The sequence below is a fragment of the Ensifer sp. ENS11 genome (assembly GCF_014851895.1).
GTDB lineage: Bacteria > Pseudomonadota > Alphaproteobacteria > Rhizobiales > Rhizobiaceae > Ensifer > Ensifer canadensis.
This window is the reverse complement of sequence record NZ_JACVAN010000008.1, coordinates 39,487-56,891: the sequence shown is the minus strand read 5'-3', so window position 1 is coordinate 56,891 and position 17,405 is coordinate 39,487. Positions and strand designations below refer to the sequence as shown.

Genomic DNA, 17,405 nt, shown 5'->3' with positions numbered 1-17,405 from the left:
GGCAGAAACTCCGGGCGCTCGTGCGAAATTTGCCGGCTGCGGCGCAGAAATCGGCTGGAACCGGCGCGGATCAGAAGGATTGGCCGATACCGGCATAGATGCCGTAGCTGGTGCCGCCGGGATATTTGTTGAGCGGCATCGCCACATCGAGACGGATCGGTCCGAACGGCGTCTGATAGCGAAGGCCGATGCCGGCGCCGGCGCGAATGTCGGAGAAATCGGGCGTGGTGCTGGCAGACACGGTGCCGGCGTCGATGAAGGGCACGATGCCGATCGTGTCGGTGATGGCGATGCGCGCCTCGACCGAAGTGTTGACATAGGAGCGTCCGCCGGTCTCGTCGTTGTTGCTGTTGCGCGGGCTGATCTCCTGGTAGGAATAACCGCGCACCGAGCCGCCTCCGCCAAGATAGAAGCGGCGGTTTGCCGGTATGTCGGCAAGGCCGTCGCCGCCGACCAGAACGCCCGCACCGATCCTGCCGGCAAGAACGAAACGCTTCTCGTCGCCGAGCGCTTGGTAACCCGATGCCGCTGCTTCGAAGGACGAGAAGAAGGTCTGGCCCTTGATCTCGTAGCTTGGTTTGGCGTTGACCAACGCCCGGTAGCCCTCGGTCGCGTTCAGCTTGTCATCGCGGGTGTCGCGCACATATTCGAGCGGAATGGCAGCTGTCAGGTAGGAATTGGAGCCGAAGGCGTCGTCGATATTCGCCCAGCTCAGCTCGCCGCCACCGGAAAAGGTGTCGGTCGGCGACAGTTCGAATGTGGCGCCGGCCGCACCGGTCAGGATCTTGGCGCGATAGGCATCGGGATCCTGGATGTTGGCCTTGAGGCTTGCGGTGAAGGTCGAGGCCGGACCGAAGGCGCCGGGCTTGGCAAAGAGGATGCCCGCGGAATAGTCGAGCTTATCGAGTTCCTGGGTCTCGCCGATACGGTCGATCGAGCCCTCGACACGCAGCGATTCCGCACGGCCGAACAGATTGCGGTGTCCCCAGTAGCCGGAAAGCCCGAGACCGTCCGTGGTCGAGACCTGGGCGCCGAAGCCGAAATACTTGTGCTTGCCCTCGGACACCTCGATCTTCATCGGGATCGAGCCGTCGGGCGAAAGCGTGTTGGCTTCCTTGATGGTCACGCTCGAGAACACGCCGAGTTGACGCAGCCGCTCGGACGCCTTGCGGATGTCCTCGGGCGAATAGGGGCGGCCCTCGTTGAGCCGCGAATAATCGCGAACAAACCCCGGATCGACGGTCTTGGTTCCGGAAACGCTGACTTCGCCAACGGGCGCCACCGGCCCGCTTTCGGCTGATATCACCACGTCGACGGTCGAATCTGCATGATCGGCAACGACGCTGCGCTCGGTCAGCTTGGCAAGCGGCCGTCCCTGCTCGCGCAGATCGTTGACGACCTTTTCGCCGGCCTTGATGATCCGCGTCGAATCCGCCCGGGTTCCGAGCGCGAGATCGTAGTCGGCGGGATTGAGGCCGGCGGCGTCGCCTTCGAACTTGACCGAGCCTAGCGAAAACACCGGGCCCGGCGTCACCCTGACGGTGACGGGTATGGCCTTGCCGTCAGGGAAAGATGGATCGGGTGGCAGGCTGTCGATGTCCTGACCATTGATCTGGATTGCGACGGTGCCGCCGTATCGGGCCTTCTCATAGAGTGCCGCCAGCAGGCGGTCGCGGTCGTCGCGGGCGCGGATCGCAAGGCCAAGGTTGCCTGAAACCGGTTTTTCCTGGCCCTGGACCAGCTGCGAGCTGTTCTCAAGCGCCTCTTTCAATTCCTTGTCGTCGGTACCGGCGTCGAAGGTGAGGGTGTAGTTGACGGGGTCGATGACCTGGGCCGCGTCCTCGTCACCCTCGAAAAACTTCATGCCGAAGATCTTGAACGCATAGGCCTTGGTGACGGACATCGGGCCGAGCGCGCACGAGGCGGCAACGGCGAGCGCAGTCGCTGCCTTCCAGTACGCAATACTCGACCGTGGTGGGGACATTCGCTTCCGCATCCCGTCTTAAGGCGACCCAATACAAACTGCCTTCATGCGGCGGGGTCACTATTGCATGCCTAAGGTTTTCCATCTGTTAACGATGACGGCCGGCCGCATCCACCCCTGAGGCCCAGATTCCGGGTCGATTTCCCTGAAAAAGAGCCGGAATGTTGTCAACGCAGCACAAAAACCGGGCGCCGCCGCCACAACGTCGGCGGTGGCTCCGTGCTCGGGATTGCCGTTTGCGGGGTGTCAGATGGTCGCGCTGATGCGGTTGAATGGGGTCAAGCCGGTTCGGGCAGGCCCTGCAAACGGGGAACCTGGGAGGCGATGATCACCAGGAACTGGATGAGGAACCCGGTCGCCGCGACCACGAGGCAAGCCTTGACGCCGAAGTGGGTGGCGACGAGAGCGCCGAGCGCCGCGCCGATCGGCCTTGCGCCGAATGTCGCCGTGGTAATGAAGGCTGAAACCCGCCCCAGCATCGCGTTTGGGGTGATGGCCTGCCTGAGCGTGAGGGTGGCGATCGACCAGAGAATCGGCCCCGCACCGAAGAGAAAGAAGCTCACTCCCGCAAGCGCGCCGAGGGGGAACCAGACCGTCAGCAGCATGACGACGGCGGCGAGCAGACCACCGAGCGGACCGAGCGCGATCATGACGCCGAAGGGGATACGGCGCGCAAGTGTCGGGGCGGCATAGGCTCCGATCATCATTCCGGCTCCATAGATGCCGAGCGTGACACCGACGCCCGTTGCCGTCAGTCCGAGTGTGCGGACAGCATAGGCGACATAGACCGCCTGCAGCACGAACCAGGATGTGTTGAACACGACCGCGGTGACAAGTATCGGCCGCAGGAGTGCATGGCCGGCAAGGAAGCGTGCGCCTTCGATCAGGTCATCAAGCAGATTGCGTTGCGGCCCGGCCGCTTGCTCCTGTTCGCGAAGGCCGGCGAGCAGCACGACGGCGAGAAGGGAGAGCGTGGTGGCCGCAACATAGGCGAGCGAGGCACCGGTCCAGGCGATGATTGCTCCGCCGATTGCCGGACCACCGGAATAGGCGAGGCTGCGGGCAAGCTCCAGCCAGCGATTGGCGTCGGCGAGCTGCGTGCGCGGAACGATGGCCGGGATCAATGCCGGGGCGGCGACACTGTAGCAGACCGTTCCGATTGCGCCGACAAAACCCATGATCGCCAGAAGCGGCAGGGTGAGCATACCGCTCGCAATCAAAAGCAGAGTGGCGACCAGGGAGAGGGCACGCAGCATTTCCGAGAAGACCATTAGCATTCGCCGCGAGGCGCGGTCGACGAGCAGGCCGGCCGGAATGGAGAGCAGCAGAAACGGCAGCGTCTGGGCCATCTGCAGCCAGCCCGATTCCGCGGGGCCAGCCGAAAGCAGAAGGACTGCCGCAAGCGGTGCTGCGGCCAAGGCGATTTGCTCGGAGAATTGCGCAAACAGGTTGGACCAGGCGATGTGTTTGAAAGCTGGCGGCAAGGTAGTTGCAGGCGGTTTCAGCATGGAGTGGGCCTCGATCAAGCTATTTCGAGGCAGCTGACAGGATTGTGTTGTCGCGGGCCACCCGATTCCTGCGCGCTCGATACGGCTGCCGGGATCTGATGGCTGATCGGCAGATTGCCGAGACAGTCAGGAAAACGAAAACCCCTCACGGCAGGTGGCCATGAGGGGCGATGTTTCGTCCGGTCCGTCATTTGACAGGTGGACGTCGTGTCGATGTTGTCGACCGTCCTTGCGGCTTAGCGCGGGCAGGAGTCGATGTAGCGGCGGCCGTAGCGGTCGCGGTAGTAGCACTGGCCCGGCTGTTCGGTGACATGGCCGATGACCGCGCCCGAAACGCCGCCGATCGCAGCGCCCACAGCTGCGCCACGAACGTCACCGGTGATCGCGCCGCCGATGATCGCGCCCGAGACGGCGCCGATGCCGGCACCCTTTTCAGTCTGGGTGCAGCTCGCAACCGACAACGCAACCAGCACAAGTGCGATGGCTTTCTTCATTATTGTTCTCTCCGATCTCTACGGATTTCAGCCTGTCGCCTCGTCCGTCCCTGAGTGATTGGCGCAAAGACGAGATGTCTTTCTCCACTTGAACTTGCAAATTCAGAAAATAAACCGGCCGCTGTGAAAGTCTACAGGAGGTCTGGCGGATTCTCTTCGCCGCCAACATAATGATATCGTTCCTGAACGGGACATGAAGGCCCGATTTCAGCTAACACAACCATCACGCAAAATTTTTATCGCGCCTGACCCTTGGGCGGTTGCGACATTCCAAAAAAAGACAATGATACAAACAAGCCGCGGGAACCCGGAGGAGGGATATCGAGGCGAAGGGCATCGATAGCAGTTGGCGCGTACCTGGTCGCGTGAACAGATCATCACCCGGCTTACCGTTCGCGCTCGTGTTGGCATTGACCCACCCGGAGGAGCGAAATGGCGAAAATTACAATGACGGTCAACGGCCGTCAGGTGAGCGGTCAATGTGATGACCGGACGTTGCTGGTGCATTTCATTCGTGAGAACCTTGGGCTGTCCGGCACCCATGTCGGCTGCGACACGTCGCAATGCGGCGCGTGCGTCGTTCATATGGACGGAATGTCGGTCAAGAGCTGTTCCACCCTCGCTGCGCAGGCGGCGGGCTCACAGGTCACCACCATCGAAGGACTGGCCGCCAATGGCGAGCTGCACCCGGTGCAGGCCGCCTTCAAGGCCAATCATGGCCTGCAATGCGGTTTCTGCACACCCGGCATGGTGATGACAGCGGTCGACATGATCCGCCGGCATGGCGGGCAGCTCGATGAGGCGACCGTGCGCGCCGAACTCGACGGCAATATCTGTCGTTGCACCGGCTACCACAACATCGTCAAGGCGATCCTTGCGGCGGCAGCCGAGATGGGCGGCGCCCGCGTCGCTGCCGAATGAAGTCCGGCCCGCGGCGATGACGTTTCGCCGCGATCACATTTCACCGCAGGACTTTCGCTGGATATCTCGGGAGGAGATCGGCAATGGGCGTTGAAGGTATTGGCGCGCGGGTGGCGCGCAAGGAAGACAAACGGTTCCTGACCGGCAAGGGGCGCTATACGGACGACATGTCGGTGCCGGGCATGAAATATGCGATCTTCGTGCGCAGTCCCTATGCGCATGCGAAGATCAAGTCGATCGACGCGGCGGCGGCCAAGGCCATGCCCGGCGTGATCGGCGTGCTCGACGGCGAGCAACTGCTCGCCGACGGTATCGGCAATCTCATCTGCGGCTGGATGATCCATTCCAAGGACGGATCGCCGATGAAGATGGGCGCCTGGCGGCCGCTCGCGCACGAGACGGTGCGTTACGTCGGTGACGCCGTCGCCATCGTCGTTGCCGACAGCATTGCGGAAGCGAAGGATGCCGCCGAAGCCGTCGTCGTCGATTACCAGGAACTGCCCGTCGTCACCGATGCGACCAAGGCGCTGGAGCAGGGGCAGCCGCAGCTTCACCCGGAAGCACCCAACAACTTGATCTTCGACTGGCAGATCGGCGATGCCGCCGCCACCGACAAGGCGATCGCCTCGGCTGCGCATGTGACCGAGATCACTATCCACAACAACCGCCTGTCGCCGAACGCGATGGAGCCGCGCGCCACGCTCGGGATCTATGATGGCGGCGACGATCACTACACCTGCTACACCACCAGCCAGAACCCGCATGTGGCGCGGCTGGTGATGAGCGCGTTCTATAATGTCGCGCCCGAAAACAAGCTGCGTGTCATCGCGCCGGATGTCGGCGGCGGCTTCGGCTCGAAGATCTTTATCTATCCGGAAGAGGTCGTCTGTCTCTGGGCCTCCAAGTGTACCGGCGTGCCGGTGAAATGGACCTCCGACCGCACGGAAGCCTTCCTGACCGATGCGCATGGCCGCGACCACCACTCGAAGGTGAAGATGGCGTTCGATGCCAACAACCGGATCATCGGGCTGAAGGTCGATACGGTTGCCAATCTCGGCGCCTACATGTCGTTGTTCTCCTCGTCGGTGCCGACCTATCTCTATGCGACGCTCCTGTCGGGCCAGTACGACATACCGGCGATCCACGCCAATGTGCGCACCGTCTACACCAACACTGCCCCGGTCGATGCCTATCGCGGCGCTGGCCGCCCGGAAGCGACCTATCTCCTGGAGCGCACCATGGAGACGGCGGCGCGAGAGCTTGGAGTTTCGCCGGCGGAACTCCGGCGGATCAACTTCATCCGCACCTTCCCGCACCAGACGCCCGTCATCATGAATTACGATGCCGGCGATTACGAAACCTCGCTCAATGCCGCGATGCAGGCCTCCGACTGGAACGGGTTTGCTGCCCGCAAGGCGGAAGCCGCTAAACGCGGGATGAAGCGCGGCATTGGCATGAGCTGCTATATCGAGGCCTGCGGCATCGCGCCGTCGGCGGCGGTCGGCTCGCTCGGTGCCGGCGTCGGTCTCTGGGAATCGGCCGAGGTCCGAGTCAATGCCGTCGGCACCATCGAGGTTCTGACCGGGTCGCACAGCCACGGGCAGGGGCATGAAACCACCTTCGCCCAACTGGTCGCCGATCGCTTCGGCGTGCCGATCGACAGCGTCAACATCGTCCACGGCGACACCGACAAGGTGCAGATGGGCATGGGCACCTACGGCTCGCGCTCGGGGGCGGTCGGCATGTCGGCCGTCGTCAAGGCGCTCGACAAGGTTGAAGCCAAGGCGAAGAAGATCGCCGCCCACCTGATGGAGGCGGATGAAAGCGACATCGTCATCGAGAACGGCGAACTCAAGGTCGCCGGCACCGACAAGACGGTACCGTGGTTCCAGATGGCGCTTGCCGCCTATACCGCCCACAACCTGCCGCCGGGCATGGAGCCGGGGCTGAAAGAGGGCGCGTTCTACGATCCGGCCAACTTCACCTTCCCCGCCGGCTGCTACATCTGCGAAGTGGAGGTCGATCCCGATACGGGGCAGACCAAGATCATCCAGTTCGTCGCCGCCGACGATTTCGGCAACATCATCAACCCGATGATCGTCGAGGGGCAGGTGCATGGCGGCCTGGCGCAGGGCATCGGCCAGGCGCTGCTCGAGGGCGTTCACTACGATCCGGCAAACGGCCAGCTCTTGACGGCAAGCTACATGGATTATGCCATGCCGCGGGCCGACGACCTGCCGTCATTCACGGTCTCGACCTCGAACACGCCCTGCCCGAACAATCCGCTCGGGATCAAGGGCTGCGGCGAGGCCGGCGCCATCGGCTCGCCGCCGGCGCTGATCAACGCCATCACCGACGCCATCGGCAACAACCGGCTGACGATGCCGGCGACGCCGCAAAAGGTGTGGGCTGCCGCCCATGCCGCAAACTGAGCGGGAGGACGTGTCATGTACGAGACCCATTATCACCGGGCGTCCTCTATCCAGGATGCCGTCAAACTCAAGCAGGCCGCAGGCGAGGGCAAATATCTCTCCGGCGGGATGACGCTGATCCCGACGATGAAGCAGCGGCTTGCCGCACCGACCGACCTCATCGATCTCAGGCATGTCGCGGAAATGAAGGGCATCAAGGTGACGGGGCGAACCGTGAGGATCGGTGCTGCGGCCACCCATTTCGACGTGGCGTCCTCCGCCGAGCTGGCGGCCGTGTGCCCGGCGATCTCAGGGCTTGCCAGCCATATCGGCGACCCGCATGTGCGCCACATGGGCACGATCGGCGGCTCCATCGCCAACAACGATCCGGCTGCCGACTACCCTTCGGCGATGCTGGCGCTCGATGCGACCATTGTCACCGATAGGCGGGAAATTGCCGCCGGCGATTTCTTCACCGGTCTTTTCGAGACCGCGCTCGAAGACGGCGAACTGGTGACCGCGATCGCCTTCGAGGCTCCGGCAAAGGCAGCCTACCAGAAGTTCGCCAACCCGGCCTCGCGCTACGCCATGACCGGCGTCTTCGTCGTGCGCCGGGACAATGGCGATGTTCGCGTCGCGGTGACGGGGGCCGGATCGAGTGGCGTCTTCCGGCACAAGGACATGGAGGCGGCGCTTTCGTCGCAGTGGTCGCCGGATGCGCTTGCCAATGTGCCGGTCGACGCTTCCGACCTGCTTTCCGACATCCACGCGGATGCCGCCTATCGCGCCAATCTGGTCAAGGTGATGGCAAAACGCGCGGTGGCTGCAGCATGAGCAATGCGGGCCTGTCTTGATGCGTCAAAAAGGGCGGTTTCGGCCGCCCTTTTTTCGTCCAAGCTTGACTTCGATCAAGCTTGGAGGGATTTACATGCGCTAAGGCTTTCTTTGGAACGGTTCAAAACTAGAGGCCTTTTGCCGCAGGCGGCGGCCGCGTCGCATTGCGGGGTTGACCCCCGGTCGCTTTGAATCAAAAAAAGCGGCAGGGCACTGGAGAAGATGATGGATTTCGAGAATTTCTTTAAAACCGAGCTGGACGGGCTGCATCAGGAAGGTCGCTACCGGGTTTTCGCCGATATCGCTCGCCATCGCGGCAACTTTCCGAAGGCCGCGCGCCACACGGCTGAAGGCATTCAGGAAGTCACCGTCTGGTGTTCCAACGACTATCTCGGCATGGGCCAGCACACCATCGTCACCGAGGCGATGAAACGCGCCATCGACGAATGCGGCGCCGGTGCCGGCGGCACCCGCAACATTTCCGGAACCAACCACTACCATGTGCTGCTCGAGCGCGAGCTCGCAGATCTGCATGGCAAGGAATCGGCGCTTCTGTTCACCTCGGGTTACGTGTCCAACTGGGCCGCCCTTGGAACGCTCTGTTCGAAGATTCCCGGTGTCATCGTCTTCTCAGACGCCGGGAACCACGCTTCGATGATCGAGGGGATTCGTCATTCCAAGTGCGAACGCGTCATCTTCAAGCACAACTCGGTGGCCGACCTCGAAGCCAAGCTTGCCGCAGCCGATCCGCGCGCGCCGAAGATCATTGCCTTTGAATCCGTCTATTCGATGGATGGCGACATTGCCCCGATCAAGGAGCTCTGCGATCTCGCCGACAAATACGGCGCGATGACCTATCTCGACGAAGTGCACGCCGTCGGCATATACGGCCCGCGTGGCGGCGGTATCGCCGAGCGCGAAGGCCTGATGCATCGCCTCACCGTCATCGAAGGCACGCTCGGCAAGGCCTTCGGCGTCATGGGCGGCTACATCACCGGCTCGACGGCGCTTTGCGATTTCATCCGCTCCTTTGCTTCGGGCTTCATCTTCACGACGGCGCTGCCACCGACGCTTGCGGCCGGTGCGCTTGCCTCCATCCGTCATCTGAAGGAAAGCCAGATCGAACGCTTCGCCCATCAGGAGCGCGTGCGCCGGCTGCGCTCGCTGCTCGACCAGCGCGGCATTCCGCATATGCCGAACCCGAGCCATATCGTGCCGGTCATGGTCGGCGACGCCGCCAAGTGCAAGTGGATCTCCGACCTGCTGCTCGACCATTTTGGCGTCTATGTGCAGCCGATCAACTACCCGACGGTGCCGACGAAGACCGAGCGCCTGCGCATCACTCCGACGCCGCTGCATTCGGATGCCGATATCGACCATCTGGTCGGCGCGCTGCATTCGCTGTGGTCGCGCTGCGCGCTGGCACGGGCCGTCGCGTAAGGCTTCACTTATCTTTCGAGAAATCTGCCCCTAACCTTCTCTCCGCGTGCGGGGAGAAAGTGGCGGCAGCCGGATGAGGGGCGGGAACGCCCGATCAGCAAACTATCGGATCAGCCCGGCAGCCAGTTGTCGGGCTTTTTCGTCGGCGGCAAAGACATCGTCCATGGTGACGGCCGCAGGCAGGTCCGAGAGCTTGTCCATTACCTGCTCGACAATTTCGGCCATGTCCAGGAACCCGGCCCGACCGGCGATGAAGGCTTCCAGCGCCGTCTCCTTGGCGCCGTTCAGCACGGCCCCCTGCACGCCGCCCTGTTCCATGGCGCGGCGCGCCAGGCGGATTGCCGGAAACCTGATTTCATCGGGCGCTTCGAAATCGAGGCGCGACAGCTTGGCGAAGTCGAGCCGTTCGATCGGCAGGTCGCAGCGGCTGGGATAGGAGAGCGCATAGCCGATGGCGGTGCGCATGTCGGGGCAGCCGAGCTGCGCCAGCACCGAGCCATCGGTGTAGCCGACCATCGAGTGGATGACCGACTGCGGATGCACGATCACCTCGATCTGCTCCGGCCTGAGGCCGAACAGGTGCTTGGCTTCGATCATCTCCAGCGCCTTGTTGAACATCGAGGCGCTGTCGATCGAGATCTTCAGACCCATCGACCAGTTCGGATGGGCGCGGGCGACGTCGGCCGTCACGTGGCGCATCTCTTCGAGTGTCTTGGTGCGGAAGGGGCCGCCGGAGGCTGTGAGGATGATGCGCTCGACGGCATGGCGCTGGTGCTCTTCCAGCACCTGGAAGATGGCGTTGTGTTCGCTATCGACCGGCAAGAGGCGGCCGCCGCCCTTCCTGACCGCTTCGATGAACAGGCTGCCGGCGGAAACCAGGCATTCCTTGTTGGCAAGCGCGATGTCGGCGCCGCGGCTTGCGGCGGCCAGCGTCGGGGCAAGTCCGGCATTGCCGACGATTGCCGCCATCACCCAGCCGGCGTCGCGCTCCGCCGCCTCGATCAGGCCGCTCCTGCCTGACGCAACCTCAATGCCGGTGCCGGAGAGCGCTGTCTTCAGGCTGGCGTAATGGCTGTCGTCGGCGGTAACGGCAAGCTCTGCGCCGTGGACAATCGCCTGCTGCGCCAGCAGCGGAATGTTGCCGTTTCCGGTCAGAGCGACGATCTCGAAACTGTCGCGACCGCCCAGCCGCTCGACGACATCGAGCGTATTGGTGCCGATGGAGCCGGTCGAGCCCAGGATCGTCAGTCGGCGCTTCGCGTTTTCGCGGGATGCCATGCCAATTCCCATGTTCTTGTTCGTTCTTCCAGCCTTACAGCGGGGCGGGGGCGCAAGCGCCCGGCCGAGCGCCTAACGCTCGCTCCGACAGAGGGAAGCCGCGTTTTGGTTTTGCCGAAAACCGATGCCGATCTTCATTGTATGCGCTAGGCTCTACAGGCGAAATCGACGTGCAACAAGGGCGCGGTCTTCAATCCGGCGTGTGATCGGGCTAAGAATCGGACGACGAGTCGAAGCGCGAAGGAGTTCCCGATGCTGAAAGTCGCCACCGCCCTTTCCTGCGCCTGCGTGCTGATCGAAATGGCCTCAATGCAGACGGTCGCTGCCGAAAACGTGCCGCAACAGCTTGTCGGCATCTGGCTTGCCGAAGATATCGCCGGCCGCGGGGTGATCGACAATCTTCAGTCGACGCTGGAGATCCGCGACGATGGAACCTATGGCGGCATGGCCGGCTGCAACCACTTTACCGGTACTTTCAGCCTTTCCGGTGCGAAGATCACCTTCGGCCCGGCGGCCTCGACCCGCAAGATGTGCGTGCCGGCGGTGATGGATCAGGAACAGAAATTCCTGGCGGCACTGCGCACCGAGCTTTCCTGGGATGTCGAAGGGTCGAAACTGATCCTCGGCAAGTCGGCCGGCGCGCCGGCGCTGACGCTGGCGTCGATGGCAGCGGGCGGATCGGGCAGTGTCGATGTCACGATTTCGGTTCCGGGGGCAGAGACCGTCGATCGCCAGTCGGCGCGCTATGACTGCGGCGGCAAGACGGTCGAAGCCGAATACATCAATGCCGGCCCGGCCTCATTGGTGACCTTCACCCTCGACGGCAACTTCACCGTCGCCTCTAACGTGATTTCCGCATCGGGTGCCAAGTATGCCGGCGGCCAGTATATCTGGTGGACGAAAGGTGACGAGGCAACGCTCTACGATGCGACGAAGGGCGAGAATGATGCCGGGATCGCCTGCAAGGCGGCCGGCTGACACCCTTCTCCCGATCTTCCATGCAATCAACGCTGATGAGCCAGTCGTGCGCGGCATGATCGCCGCGAGCTCTGATTTCGTGTGCGCGGAACTGCTGCCAGTCGGCAGGGACGGAGGCCGGAACCCAGCCTTATCTAAATAAGTATTTGCCAGTATTGGAACTTTTCGGCTCGCCTCATAGTTACAACTCAGACGACTTCGCGTCGCCTTGAAAAGGGAGTTTGTCTATGGGGCTTCTTATCAGCATTCTGATCACGTTCCTCGTCATCGTGCTCGTGCTTTATCTGGTTCAGCGCCTGCCGCTGGACGGCCGGGCGAAACAGATCGTGCAGGCTATCGTGCTCGTTATCGGTATCATCTCGCTGTTGAAATATCTGGCCGTCTTCTGACGCAGACGCCGACCTCAGTGGTTAGCATGGTCCGACAAGGCCGCCGGCTCCATCCTCGGAGCGGCGGCTTTTTTGCGCCGGGCATGATTTCGATGCTGACAAAAGCTGACAGTGGCACGCGCTAGCTTGCGACCATCGAACAACGGAGATGATCGACGATGCTGACCCCGAACCTCATCCTGCTTTACGTGGAAGATCCTGAACAGAGCGCCGCCTTCTACACACGGCTGCTTGGCCGTGGGCCGGTTGCGGCCTTTCCGGCCTACGTCGCCTATGCCCTCGATAACGGCCTGAACTTCAGCCTCTGGTCCACCAAGGCCGCGAACTTCGTCTCCTCCGGTTCGGGCCACCGGATGGAGATCGCCTTCATGGTCAAGGACGACGCCGAGGTCGAGCGGCTTTACGCGGAATGGCGCAAGGCTGGGATCCCGATCGAGCAGGACCTGATGACCGCCGTCTTCGGCCGCACCTTTGTCGCGCTCGATCCCGATGGCCATCGCCTGCGCGTCTGCACGCCAGACAAGTGACGGCGCGGTTTTAAGCGCCCGCTTTCTACACTTGCACGAAGTGCTCCGCCGAAATCTGGCGGTACTGCCGCTCGCCCACGACATAGTCGGGCGCGCGCATCGGGCTCTTGATCTCGTCGCTGGCGACATTGCGCCTGGTGTGCCGCCGGGTCGGATCGGCGATCGGCACGGCTGCCATCAGCTTGCGGGTGTAGGGGTGCTGCGGGTTTTCGAAGATATCGGTGCGCGGGCCGATCTCGACGATCTCGCCGAGATACATTACCGCGACACGGTGGCTGACGCGTTCGACGACGGCCATGTCGTGCGAGATGAAGAGATAGGCAAGGCCGAGGCTCGCCTGCAGGTCGAGCAGAAGGTTGATGACCTGCGCCTTGATCGAGACGTCGAGGGCCGAGACCGATTCGTCGGCAACGATGACCTTCGGATCGAGCGCCAGCGCCCGCGCAATGCAGACACGCTGGCGCTGTCCGCCGGAGAATTCATGCGGGTAGCGCGCGGCCATGTCGGCCTGCAGGCCGACGCGCTCCAGCAGGTCGGCGACCTTGTCGCGGGCCTGGCTCGCGGTGCCGAGCTTGTGCTCGAGATAGGGTTCGGCGATCGCAGCCCCCACGGTCATGCGAGGATTGAGGCTGGCGAAGGGATCCTGGAAGATCATCTGCATGGTCCGGCGCATTTCGCGCAAGCGTTTGCGATCCATGGCCAGCACGTCCTGGCCGTTGAGAACGACCGACCCGCTCTGCGGTTCGATCAGCCGCATGATGGCGCGACCGGTGGTCGACTTGCCGCAGCCGGATTCGCCGACGAGCGACAGCGTTTCGCCCGGCTGCAGGCTGAAGGAGACGTTTTCGATGGCGTGCACGCGGCCCTGCAGCTTGCCGAGCAGCCCGGCATGAATGTCGAAGCGCTTGACGAGGTTTTTCACCTCAAGGATCGGGCGGGTCTGAGCGACCGTGCTCGTTCCCTCGGCCGGCGTATCCGGCAGGCCAGTGACGCTGTCGATAACAGGAAAACGCAGCGGCTGCGGCTTGCCCTTCATCGAGCCGAGCATCGGTACGGCCGAGAGAAGTGCGCGGGTATAGGGATGTTTGGCGCGCAGGAAGATGTCGTCCGTCCGGCCGGTTTCCACCGCTTCGCCGCGGAACATCACCACGGTGCGGTCGGCGATCTCCGCAACCACGCCCATGTCGTGGGTGATGAACAGGACGGACGTTCCTTCCTCCTCCTGCAGCACCTTGATGAGGTCGAGGATCTGTCCCTGGATCGTCACGTCGAGGGCGGTCGTCGGCTCGTCGGCGATCAGGAGCTTCGGACGGCTGGCAAGCGCCATGGCGATCATGACGCGCTGGCGCATGCCGCCGGAGAAGCGGTGCGGGTATTCGTCGAAACGGGAAGCGGCCGACGGGATCCTGACCTTGTCGAGCAGGCGAATGGTCTCGGCCTTCGCTTCCGCCTTGCTCATCGGTCGATGGCAGAGCAGCGCTTCGGAAATCTGGTCGCCGATGGTGAACAGCGGGTTCAGGCTGGTCATCGGCTCCTGGAAGATCATCGCCACTTCGTTGCCGCGCACGCGACGCATGTCGCTTTCCGGCAGATCGAGGATGTTGCAGCCGCCGAGCATGACTCGCCCTTCGGTTCGGCTCATGTCCTTCTGCAGCAGGCGCATGATCGAAAGGGACGTCACGCTCTTGCCCGAGCCGGATTCACCGACGATCGCCACCGTCTCTCCCGGCATGACCGAGAACGAGATGTCCCGCACCACAGGCTTCCAGGCGCCGTCGACCAGAAACGAGGTTGTCAGGTTCTCGACCGAAAGCACAGCTTTCGACGGATCGGTGGCAGCGTCGGTGCGGGTCATGTCTCACATTCCTTGTCGTTCTGCACGGGGTGGGCGGATCGGTCTCAGTCGGGCCAGCGCAACAGGCCGGCGAAGCGGCGGGCATTGCGCTCATGAAGCGGCGTGGCGATGATCTCGTTGGAGCTGCGCGCCTTTGTCAGCTCCTCGGAAAGGCGGTCTGCCACGATGGTTTCCTGGCCGGGGTGCAGGTTGCAGGGGTCGAGATAGAAGTAATTGTGCTCGACCTCGTGGTCGCGCACGATGATCGGCGGCTGACCGCGCGCCAGCGCATCGGCGAGATCCCAGGCGGTGATGTGGGCTTCCTGCGGATCGATGGTGACGCGCAGGCGGTCGAGCGGATTGCCGGTCGGGTCAGCTTCGATCACGTGCTTGACGCCCGGGCGGCCGTCGAGCGTGTCGCGCCAGAGATGGAGATAGCCGGCCTCGCGGTCGCGGATCCCCTGGTGGTCGCGCGTTTCCCAGGCGATGAGGGCTGCCATCACGCCGAGCATGCTTTCCTTGCCGACCTTCATGCCGCGGCCGATGCCGAGGTTCTGCAGGAAGGCGTTGCGCACCAGCGTCTTTTCGCCGGCGACGATGCCGGAGGTCGGGCCGCCCAGGAATTTGTGACCGGAATAGAGGACGATGTCCGCGCCCTGTTCGAGGAAGATCTTCAGATCATATTCGGATGCGGCATCGACGATGACCGGCACGCCCTTGGCATGGCAGGCCTCGGCGAATTCCTTGAGCCCGATAAGGCCGTACTGAACCACATGGTGGGAGACGACATAGATGGCAGCCGCCGTGCGCTCGTTGATGGCGCCTTCGATGTGATAGCGATAGGCCGACGTCGCCTGGCCGACGAGCACCGGCTTGCCGCCGGCAATGCGGATCGCCTGGTCGACCGGCGCACCATAGCTGACGACATGGCCCATCTGGATGATGACTTCGTTCTTCAAGCCCGTGGCATCGGGCAGGCGCTCGATCGCGGCGAGGTCGTTGCCGGTCATGGTGCCGGCGACTGCAAGGCTGATGCCGGCGGAGCAGGAGGCGGTGATGAAGCCGGCCTCGGCGCCCGTCAGCCGGGCAATCACCGGGCTGATCTTGCGCTGCAGGTCGTTGATCTCGACGAATTGCGGCAGTATGCCTGTCATCGCGGCGATCGCTTCCGGAACCACGATCGATGCGCCGAGGCTGGTCATCGTGCCGGATACGTTGATAACGGGCCGAAGTCCGAGAGCTTCGCGGATGTCGCGGTCAGGCATGGTGGTCTCCATATGATTTTCTGGCAGTCGGAACAGGTTAAGCTATTCCGTTTTCGCGGAATATCTACCATAGTAATGAGATATGAACGGGCCGTTTCGGATCGCCGAACCGGCCGTTGTCGCGGGTGAGACGGAAAGCCGTTGCTGACCGCCCATCTGATGCGAATTTCGAATTGCATGGGAGTAGACCCTTGGACAAGACGACGATTGCCGCCGAAGCCGGCGACGACATGGAGCCGACCGGCAAGACCCGCCGTTCGCGCGTAAGCGGCATGGATCGGGCATTGCAGGTGCTCGACTTCCTCTACGAGACCGGTTCTCCGAGCGGCGTCTACGCGATTGCCAAAGCGGTCGGCGCGCCGCTGTCGACGGCCTATGTCATCGTCGACGACATGGTGGAAAAGAACCTGCTCAGCCGCGATGCCGACGGCCAGGTCTGGCTCGGTGACAGGCTCTACCATTACGGTCTCGCCTATGCGCGCTCGCTCGATTTCCTCGGCGTGGCGACGCGGGAGATGCATGATCTCGGTCGCGAGGTTGCCGAAACCATCCAGCTCTGCGGTCGCGACGGCGACTACATGCAGGTGCTCGCCATGGCGGACGGCCCCGGCCATTTCCAGGTGACATCCAGGGTCGGCACCCGGGTGCCGCTTAACTGGACGGCCTCCGGACGATTGCTGGTCGGCCATCTGCCCTCCGACGAGAGGTTGGAGCTGTTCCGCCGTTGCGCCCGCACATCGCCGACGGGCCGGGCCGATGTAGATCCGGCCGCACTGTCGAGCCAGGCCGAGACGGCGCTTGCCGCCAAGCTTTCGATCCAGGCCGGTGAATCCGACTATGCGGTCGCCTGCGTCGCCGCCCCGATCCTCGACGACAAGGGCAGTTGCGTCGCGACCATCTCCATCGTTCTGCCCGAACAGAAGATCGTCGACGATCGCAACTTCTACGCCGATCACGTCAGGGTTTCCGCCGAGCGGATCGAGAAGATGATGGGCTGGCGCAGCCATTGATCCGACCTCCCTTAAACCGTCACTCGTGAAGCGAGACGATCGCTTCGATCTCGACGGTGATGTTGCCGGGAAGCGATCCGAAACCGACGGCCGAGCGGGCATGCTGCCCCGCTTCGCCGAAGACGTCGATCAGCAGGTCGGAGCAACCATTGATCACCTGCGGATGATCGGCGAAGTCCGGTACGGCGTTGACCATGCCGAGGAGCTTGACGATGCGCTTGACGCGGCCGAGATCGCCGAGCGCATCATGCATCACCGCCAGCAGATTGATGCCCGTCAGCCGCGCGTGCTCATAGGCGCTTTCAACGTCGACGTCGGCGCCGACCTTGCCGGCATGCAGGTGGCCGTCGACCTCGCGCGGGCCCTGTCCGGAGAGGTAGAGAATGTTGCCCTCCTGAACATGGGTGACGAAGTTGGCGATCGGCGGCGGTGCCGGGGGCAGGTCGATGCCGAGGGCTGCAAGCCTCTGGTAGGGCGAAGCCGGCACACGGCCCTTGGTCTTATGGTCCAAACTGTTCACGCGATATCCTGC

At 63.1% G+C, this 17,405-nt stretch carries 15 protein-coding genes; 8 read left to right on the top strand and 7 right to left on the bottom strand.

All coding sequences use genetic code 11. The features are described 5' to 3' along the window. Positions 1–70 precede the first annotated feature (70 nt). From IB264_RS17025 to IB264_RS17015, 3 genes are all read right to left on the bottom strand, one after another. On the bottom strand, positions 71–1,984 hold the full coding sequence (locus tag IB264_RS17025) for an autotransporter assembly complex family protein (RefSeq protein WP_025425022.1): 1,914 nt from the start codon (positions 1,982–1,984) through the stop codon (positions 71–73). Between the two features lie 278 nt (positions 1,985–2,262). Next, positions 2,263–3,492, bottom strand: a complete 1,230-nt coding sequence (locus tag IB264_RS17020) for an MFS transporter (protein WP_025425021.1) — start codon at positions 3,490–3,492, stop codon at positions 2,263–2,265. 236 nt (positions 3,493–3,728) lie between these two features. Beyond that, a complete protein-coding gene (locus IB264_RS17015; protein ID WP_025425020.1) occupies positions 3,729–3,986 on the bottom strand; it encodes a glycine zipper domain-containing protein in 258 nt (85 codons plus the stop codon). Between the two features lie 432 nt (positions 3,987–4,418). Here IB264_RS17015 and IB264_RS17010 point away from each other — a divergent pair, with 432 nt between their 5' ends. The 4 genes from IB264_RS17010 (at position 4,419) to hemA (ending at position 9,592) form a co-directional block, all read left to right on the top strand. Next, positions 4,419–4,907 carry a (2Fe-2S)-binding protein gene (locus tag IB264_RS17010; protein WP_025425019.1) on the top strand — a complete coding sequence of 163 codons (489 nt, stop codon included), beginning with the start codon at positions 4,419–4,421 and terminating at the stop codon, positions 4,905–4,907. Between the two features lie 83 nt (positions 4,908–4,990). Next, positions 4,991–7,339, top strand: a complete 2,349-nt coding sequence (locus tag IB264_RS17005; protein ID WP_025425018.1) for a xanthine dehydrogenase family protein molybdopterin-binding subunit — start codon at positions 4,991–4,993, stop codon at positions 7,337–7,339. Positions 7,340–7,354: 15 nt separating this feature from the next. Further along, the gene (locus IB264_RS17000) at positions 7,355–8,152 is read left to right on the top strand and encodes a xanthine dehydrogenase family protein subunit M (protein WP_025425017.1); all 798 of its coding nucleotides are present in this window, start codon (positions 7,355–7,357) and stop codon (positions 8,150–8,152) included. Between the two features lie 225 nt (positions 8,153–8,377). Further along, positions 8,378–9,592 carry a 5-aminolevulinate synthase gene (gene hemA, locus IB264_RS16995; protein WP_025425016.1) on the top strand — a complete coding sequence of 405 codons (1,215 nt, stop codon included), beginning with the start codon at positions 8,378–8,380 and terminating at the stop codon, positions 9,590–9,592. 102 nt (positions 9,593–9,694) lie between these two features. Here the strand turns inward: hemA and dxr are convergent, their stop codons facing one another. Then, positions 9,695–10,870 carry a 1-deoxy-D-xylulose-5-phosphate reductoisomerase gene (gene dxr, locus IB264_RS16990; protein ID WP_025425015.1) on the bottom strand — a complete coding sequence of 392 codons (1,176 nt, stop codon included), beginning with the start codon at positions 10,868–10,870 and terminating at the stop codon, positions 9,695–9,697. A gap of 252 nt (positions 10,871–11,122) precedes the next feature. On the opposite strand from dxr, the gene IB264_RS16985 reads away from it, so the two are divergent. The 3 genes from IB264_RS16985 to IB264_RS16975 all read left to right on the top strand — a co-directional run bounded on the left by IB264_RS16985 (position 11,123) and on the right by IB264_RS16975 (position 12,764). After that, positions 11,123–11,848 (top strand): META domain-containing protein, encoded by a 726-nt coding sequence (locus IB264_RS16985; protein WP_025425014.1) that lies wholly within the window; start codon positions 11,123–11,125, stop codon positions 11,846–11,848. 227 nt (positions 11,849–12,075) lie between these two features. Continuing rightward, entirely contained in the window at positions 12,076–12,237 is a 162-nt protein-coding gene (locus IB264_RS16980) for a Thivi_2564 family membrane protein (protein ID WP_107027568.1), read from the top strand. Positions 12,238–12,395: 158 nt separating this feature from the next. After that, complete coding sequence (locus tag IB264_RS16975) at positions 12,396–12,764, top strand: VOC family protein (protein WP_025425013.1); 369 nt, start codon at positions 12,396–12,398, stop codon at positions 12,762–12,764. Between the two features lie 25 nt (positions 12,765–12,789). Here IB264_RS16975 and IB264_RS16970 read toward each other — a convergent pair whose 3' ends face one another. Together IB264_RS16970 and IB264_RS16965 are read right to left on the bottom strand one after the other, a co-directional pair. Continuing rightward, positions 12,790–14,619 (bottom strand): ABC transporter ATP-binding protein, encoded by a 1,830-nt coding sequence (locus IB264_RS16970; RefSeq protein WP_025425012.1) that lies wholly within the window; start codon positions 14,617–14,619, stop codon positions 12,790–12,792. 44 nt (positions 14,620–14,663) lie between these two features. Beyond that, a complete protein-coding gene (locus IB264_RS16965; RefSeq protein WP_025425011.1) occupies positions 14,664–15,863 on the bottom strand; it encodes an aminotransferase class V-fold PLP-dependent enzyme in 1,200 nt (399 codons plus the stop codon). A gap of 230 nt (positions 15,864–16,093) precedes the next feature. Here IB264_RS16965 and IB264_RS16960 point away from each other — a divergent pair, with 230 nt between their 5' ends. Continuing rightward, the gene (locus IB264_RS16960) at positions 16,094–16,873 is read left to right on the top strand and encodes an IclR family transcriptional regulator (RefSeq protein ID WP_051509186.1); all 780 of its coding nucleotides are present in this window, start codon (positions 16,094–16,096) and stop codon (positions 16,871–16,873) included. 19 nt (positions 16,874–16,892) lie between these two features. Here the strand turns inward: IB264_RS16960 and IB264_RS16955 are convergent, their stop codons facing one another. Beyond that, positions 16,893–17,384, bottom strand: coding sequence for a RidA family protein (locus IB264_RS16955; protein ID WP_025425009.1), 492 nt, complete (start codon positions 17,382–17,384; stop codon positions 16,893–16,895). Positions 17,385–17,405: the final 21 nt, after the last annotated feature.

What these genes read in the sequence shown, in the direction of transcription:
- IB264_RS17025 (WP_025425022.1), bottom strand. Translation starts at nt 1,984, where the DNA reads ATGTCCCCACCACGGTCGAGTATTGCGTACTGGAAGGCAGCGACTGCG.
- IB264_RS17020 (WP_025425021.1), bottom strand. Translation starts at nt 3,492, where the DNA reads ATGCTGAAACCGCCTGCAACTACCTTGCCGCCAGCTTTCAAACACATC.
- IB264_RS17015 (WP_025425020.1), bottom strand. Translation starts at nt 3,986, where the DNA reads ATGAAGAAAGCCATCGCACTTGTGCTGGTTGCGTTGTCGGTTGCGAGC.
- IB264_RS17010 (WP_025425019.1), top strand. Translation starts at nt 4,419, where the DNA reads ATGGCGAAAATTACAATGACGGTCAACGGCCGTCAGGTGAGCGGTCAA.
- IB264_RS17005 (WP_025425018.1), top strand. Translation starts at nt 4,991, where the DNA reads ATGGGCGTTGAAGGTATTGGCGCGCGGGTGGCGCGCAAGGAAGACAAA.
- IB264_RS17000 (WP_025425017.1), top strand. Translation starts at nt 7,355, where the DNA reads ATGTACGAGACCCATTATCACCGGGCGTCCTCTATCCAGGATGCCGTC.
- hemA (WP_025425016.1), top strand. Translation starts at nt 8,378, where the DNA reads ATGGATTTCGAGAATTTCTTTAAAACCGAGCTGGACGGGCTGCATCAG.
- dxr (WP_025425015.1), bottom strand. Translation starts at nt 10,870, where the DNA reads ATGGCATCCCGCGAAAACGCGAAGCGCCGACTGACGATCCTGGGCTCG.
- IB264_RS16985 (WP_025425014.1), top strand. Translation starts at nt 11,123, where the DNA reads ATGCTGAAAGTCGCCACCGCCCTTTCCTGCGCCTGCGTGCTGATCGAA.
- IB264_RS16980 (WP_107027568.1), top strand. Translation starts at nt 12,076, where the DNA reads ATGGGGCTTCTTATCAGCATTCTGATCACGTTCCTCGTCATCGTGCTC.
- IB264_RS16975 (WP_025425013.1), top strand. Translation starts at nt 12,396, where the DNA reads ATGCTGACCCCGAACCTCATCCTGCTTTACGTGGAAGATCCTGAACAG.
- IB264_RS16970 (WP_025425012.1), bottom strand. Translation starts at nt 14,619, where the DNA reads ATGACCCGCACCGACGCTGCCACCGATCCGTCGAAAGCTGTGCTTTCG.
- IB264_RS16965 (WP_025425011.1), bottom strand. Translation starts at nt 15,863, where the DNA reads ATGCCTGACCGCGACATCCGCGAAGCTCTCGGACTTCGGCCCGTTATC.
- IB264_RS16960 (WP_051509186.1), top strand. Translation starts at nt 16,094, where the DNA reads ATGGAGCCGACCGGCAAGACCCGCCGTTCGCGCGTAAGCGGCATGGAT.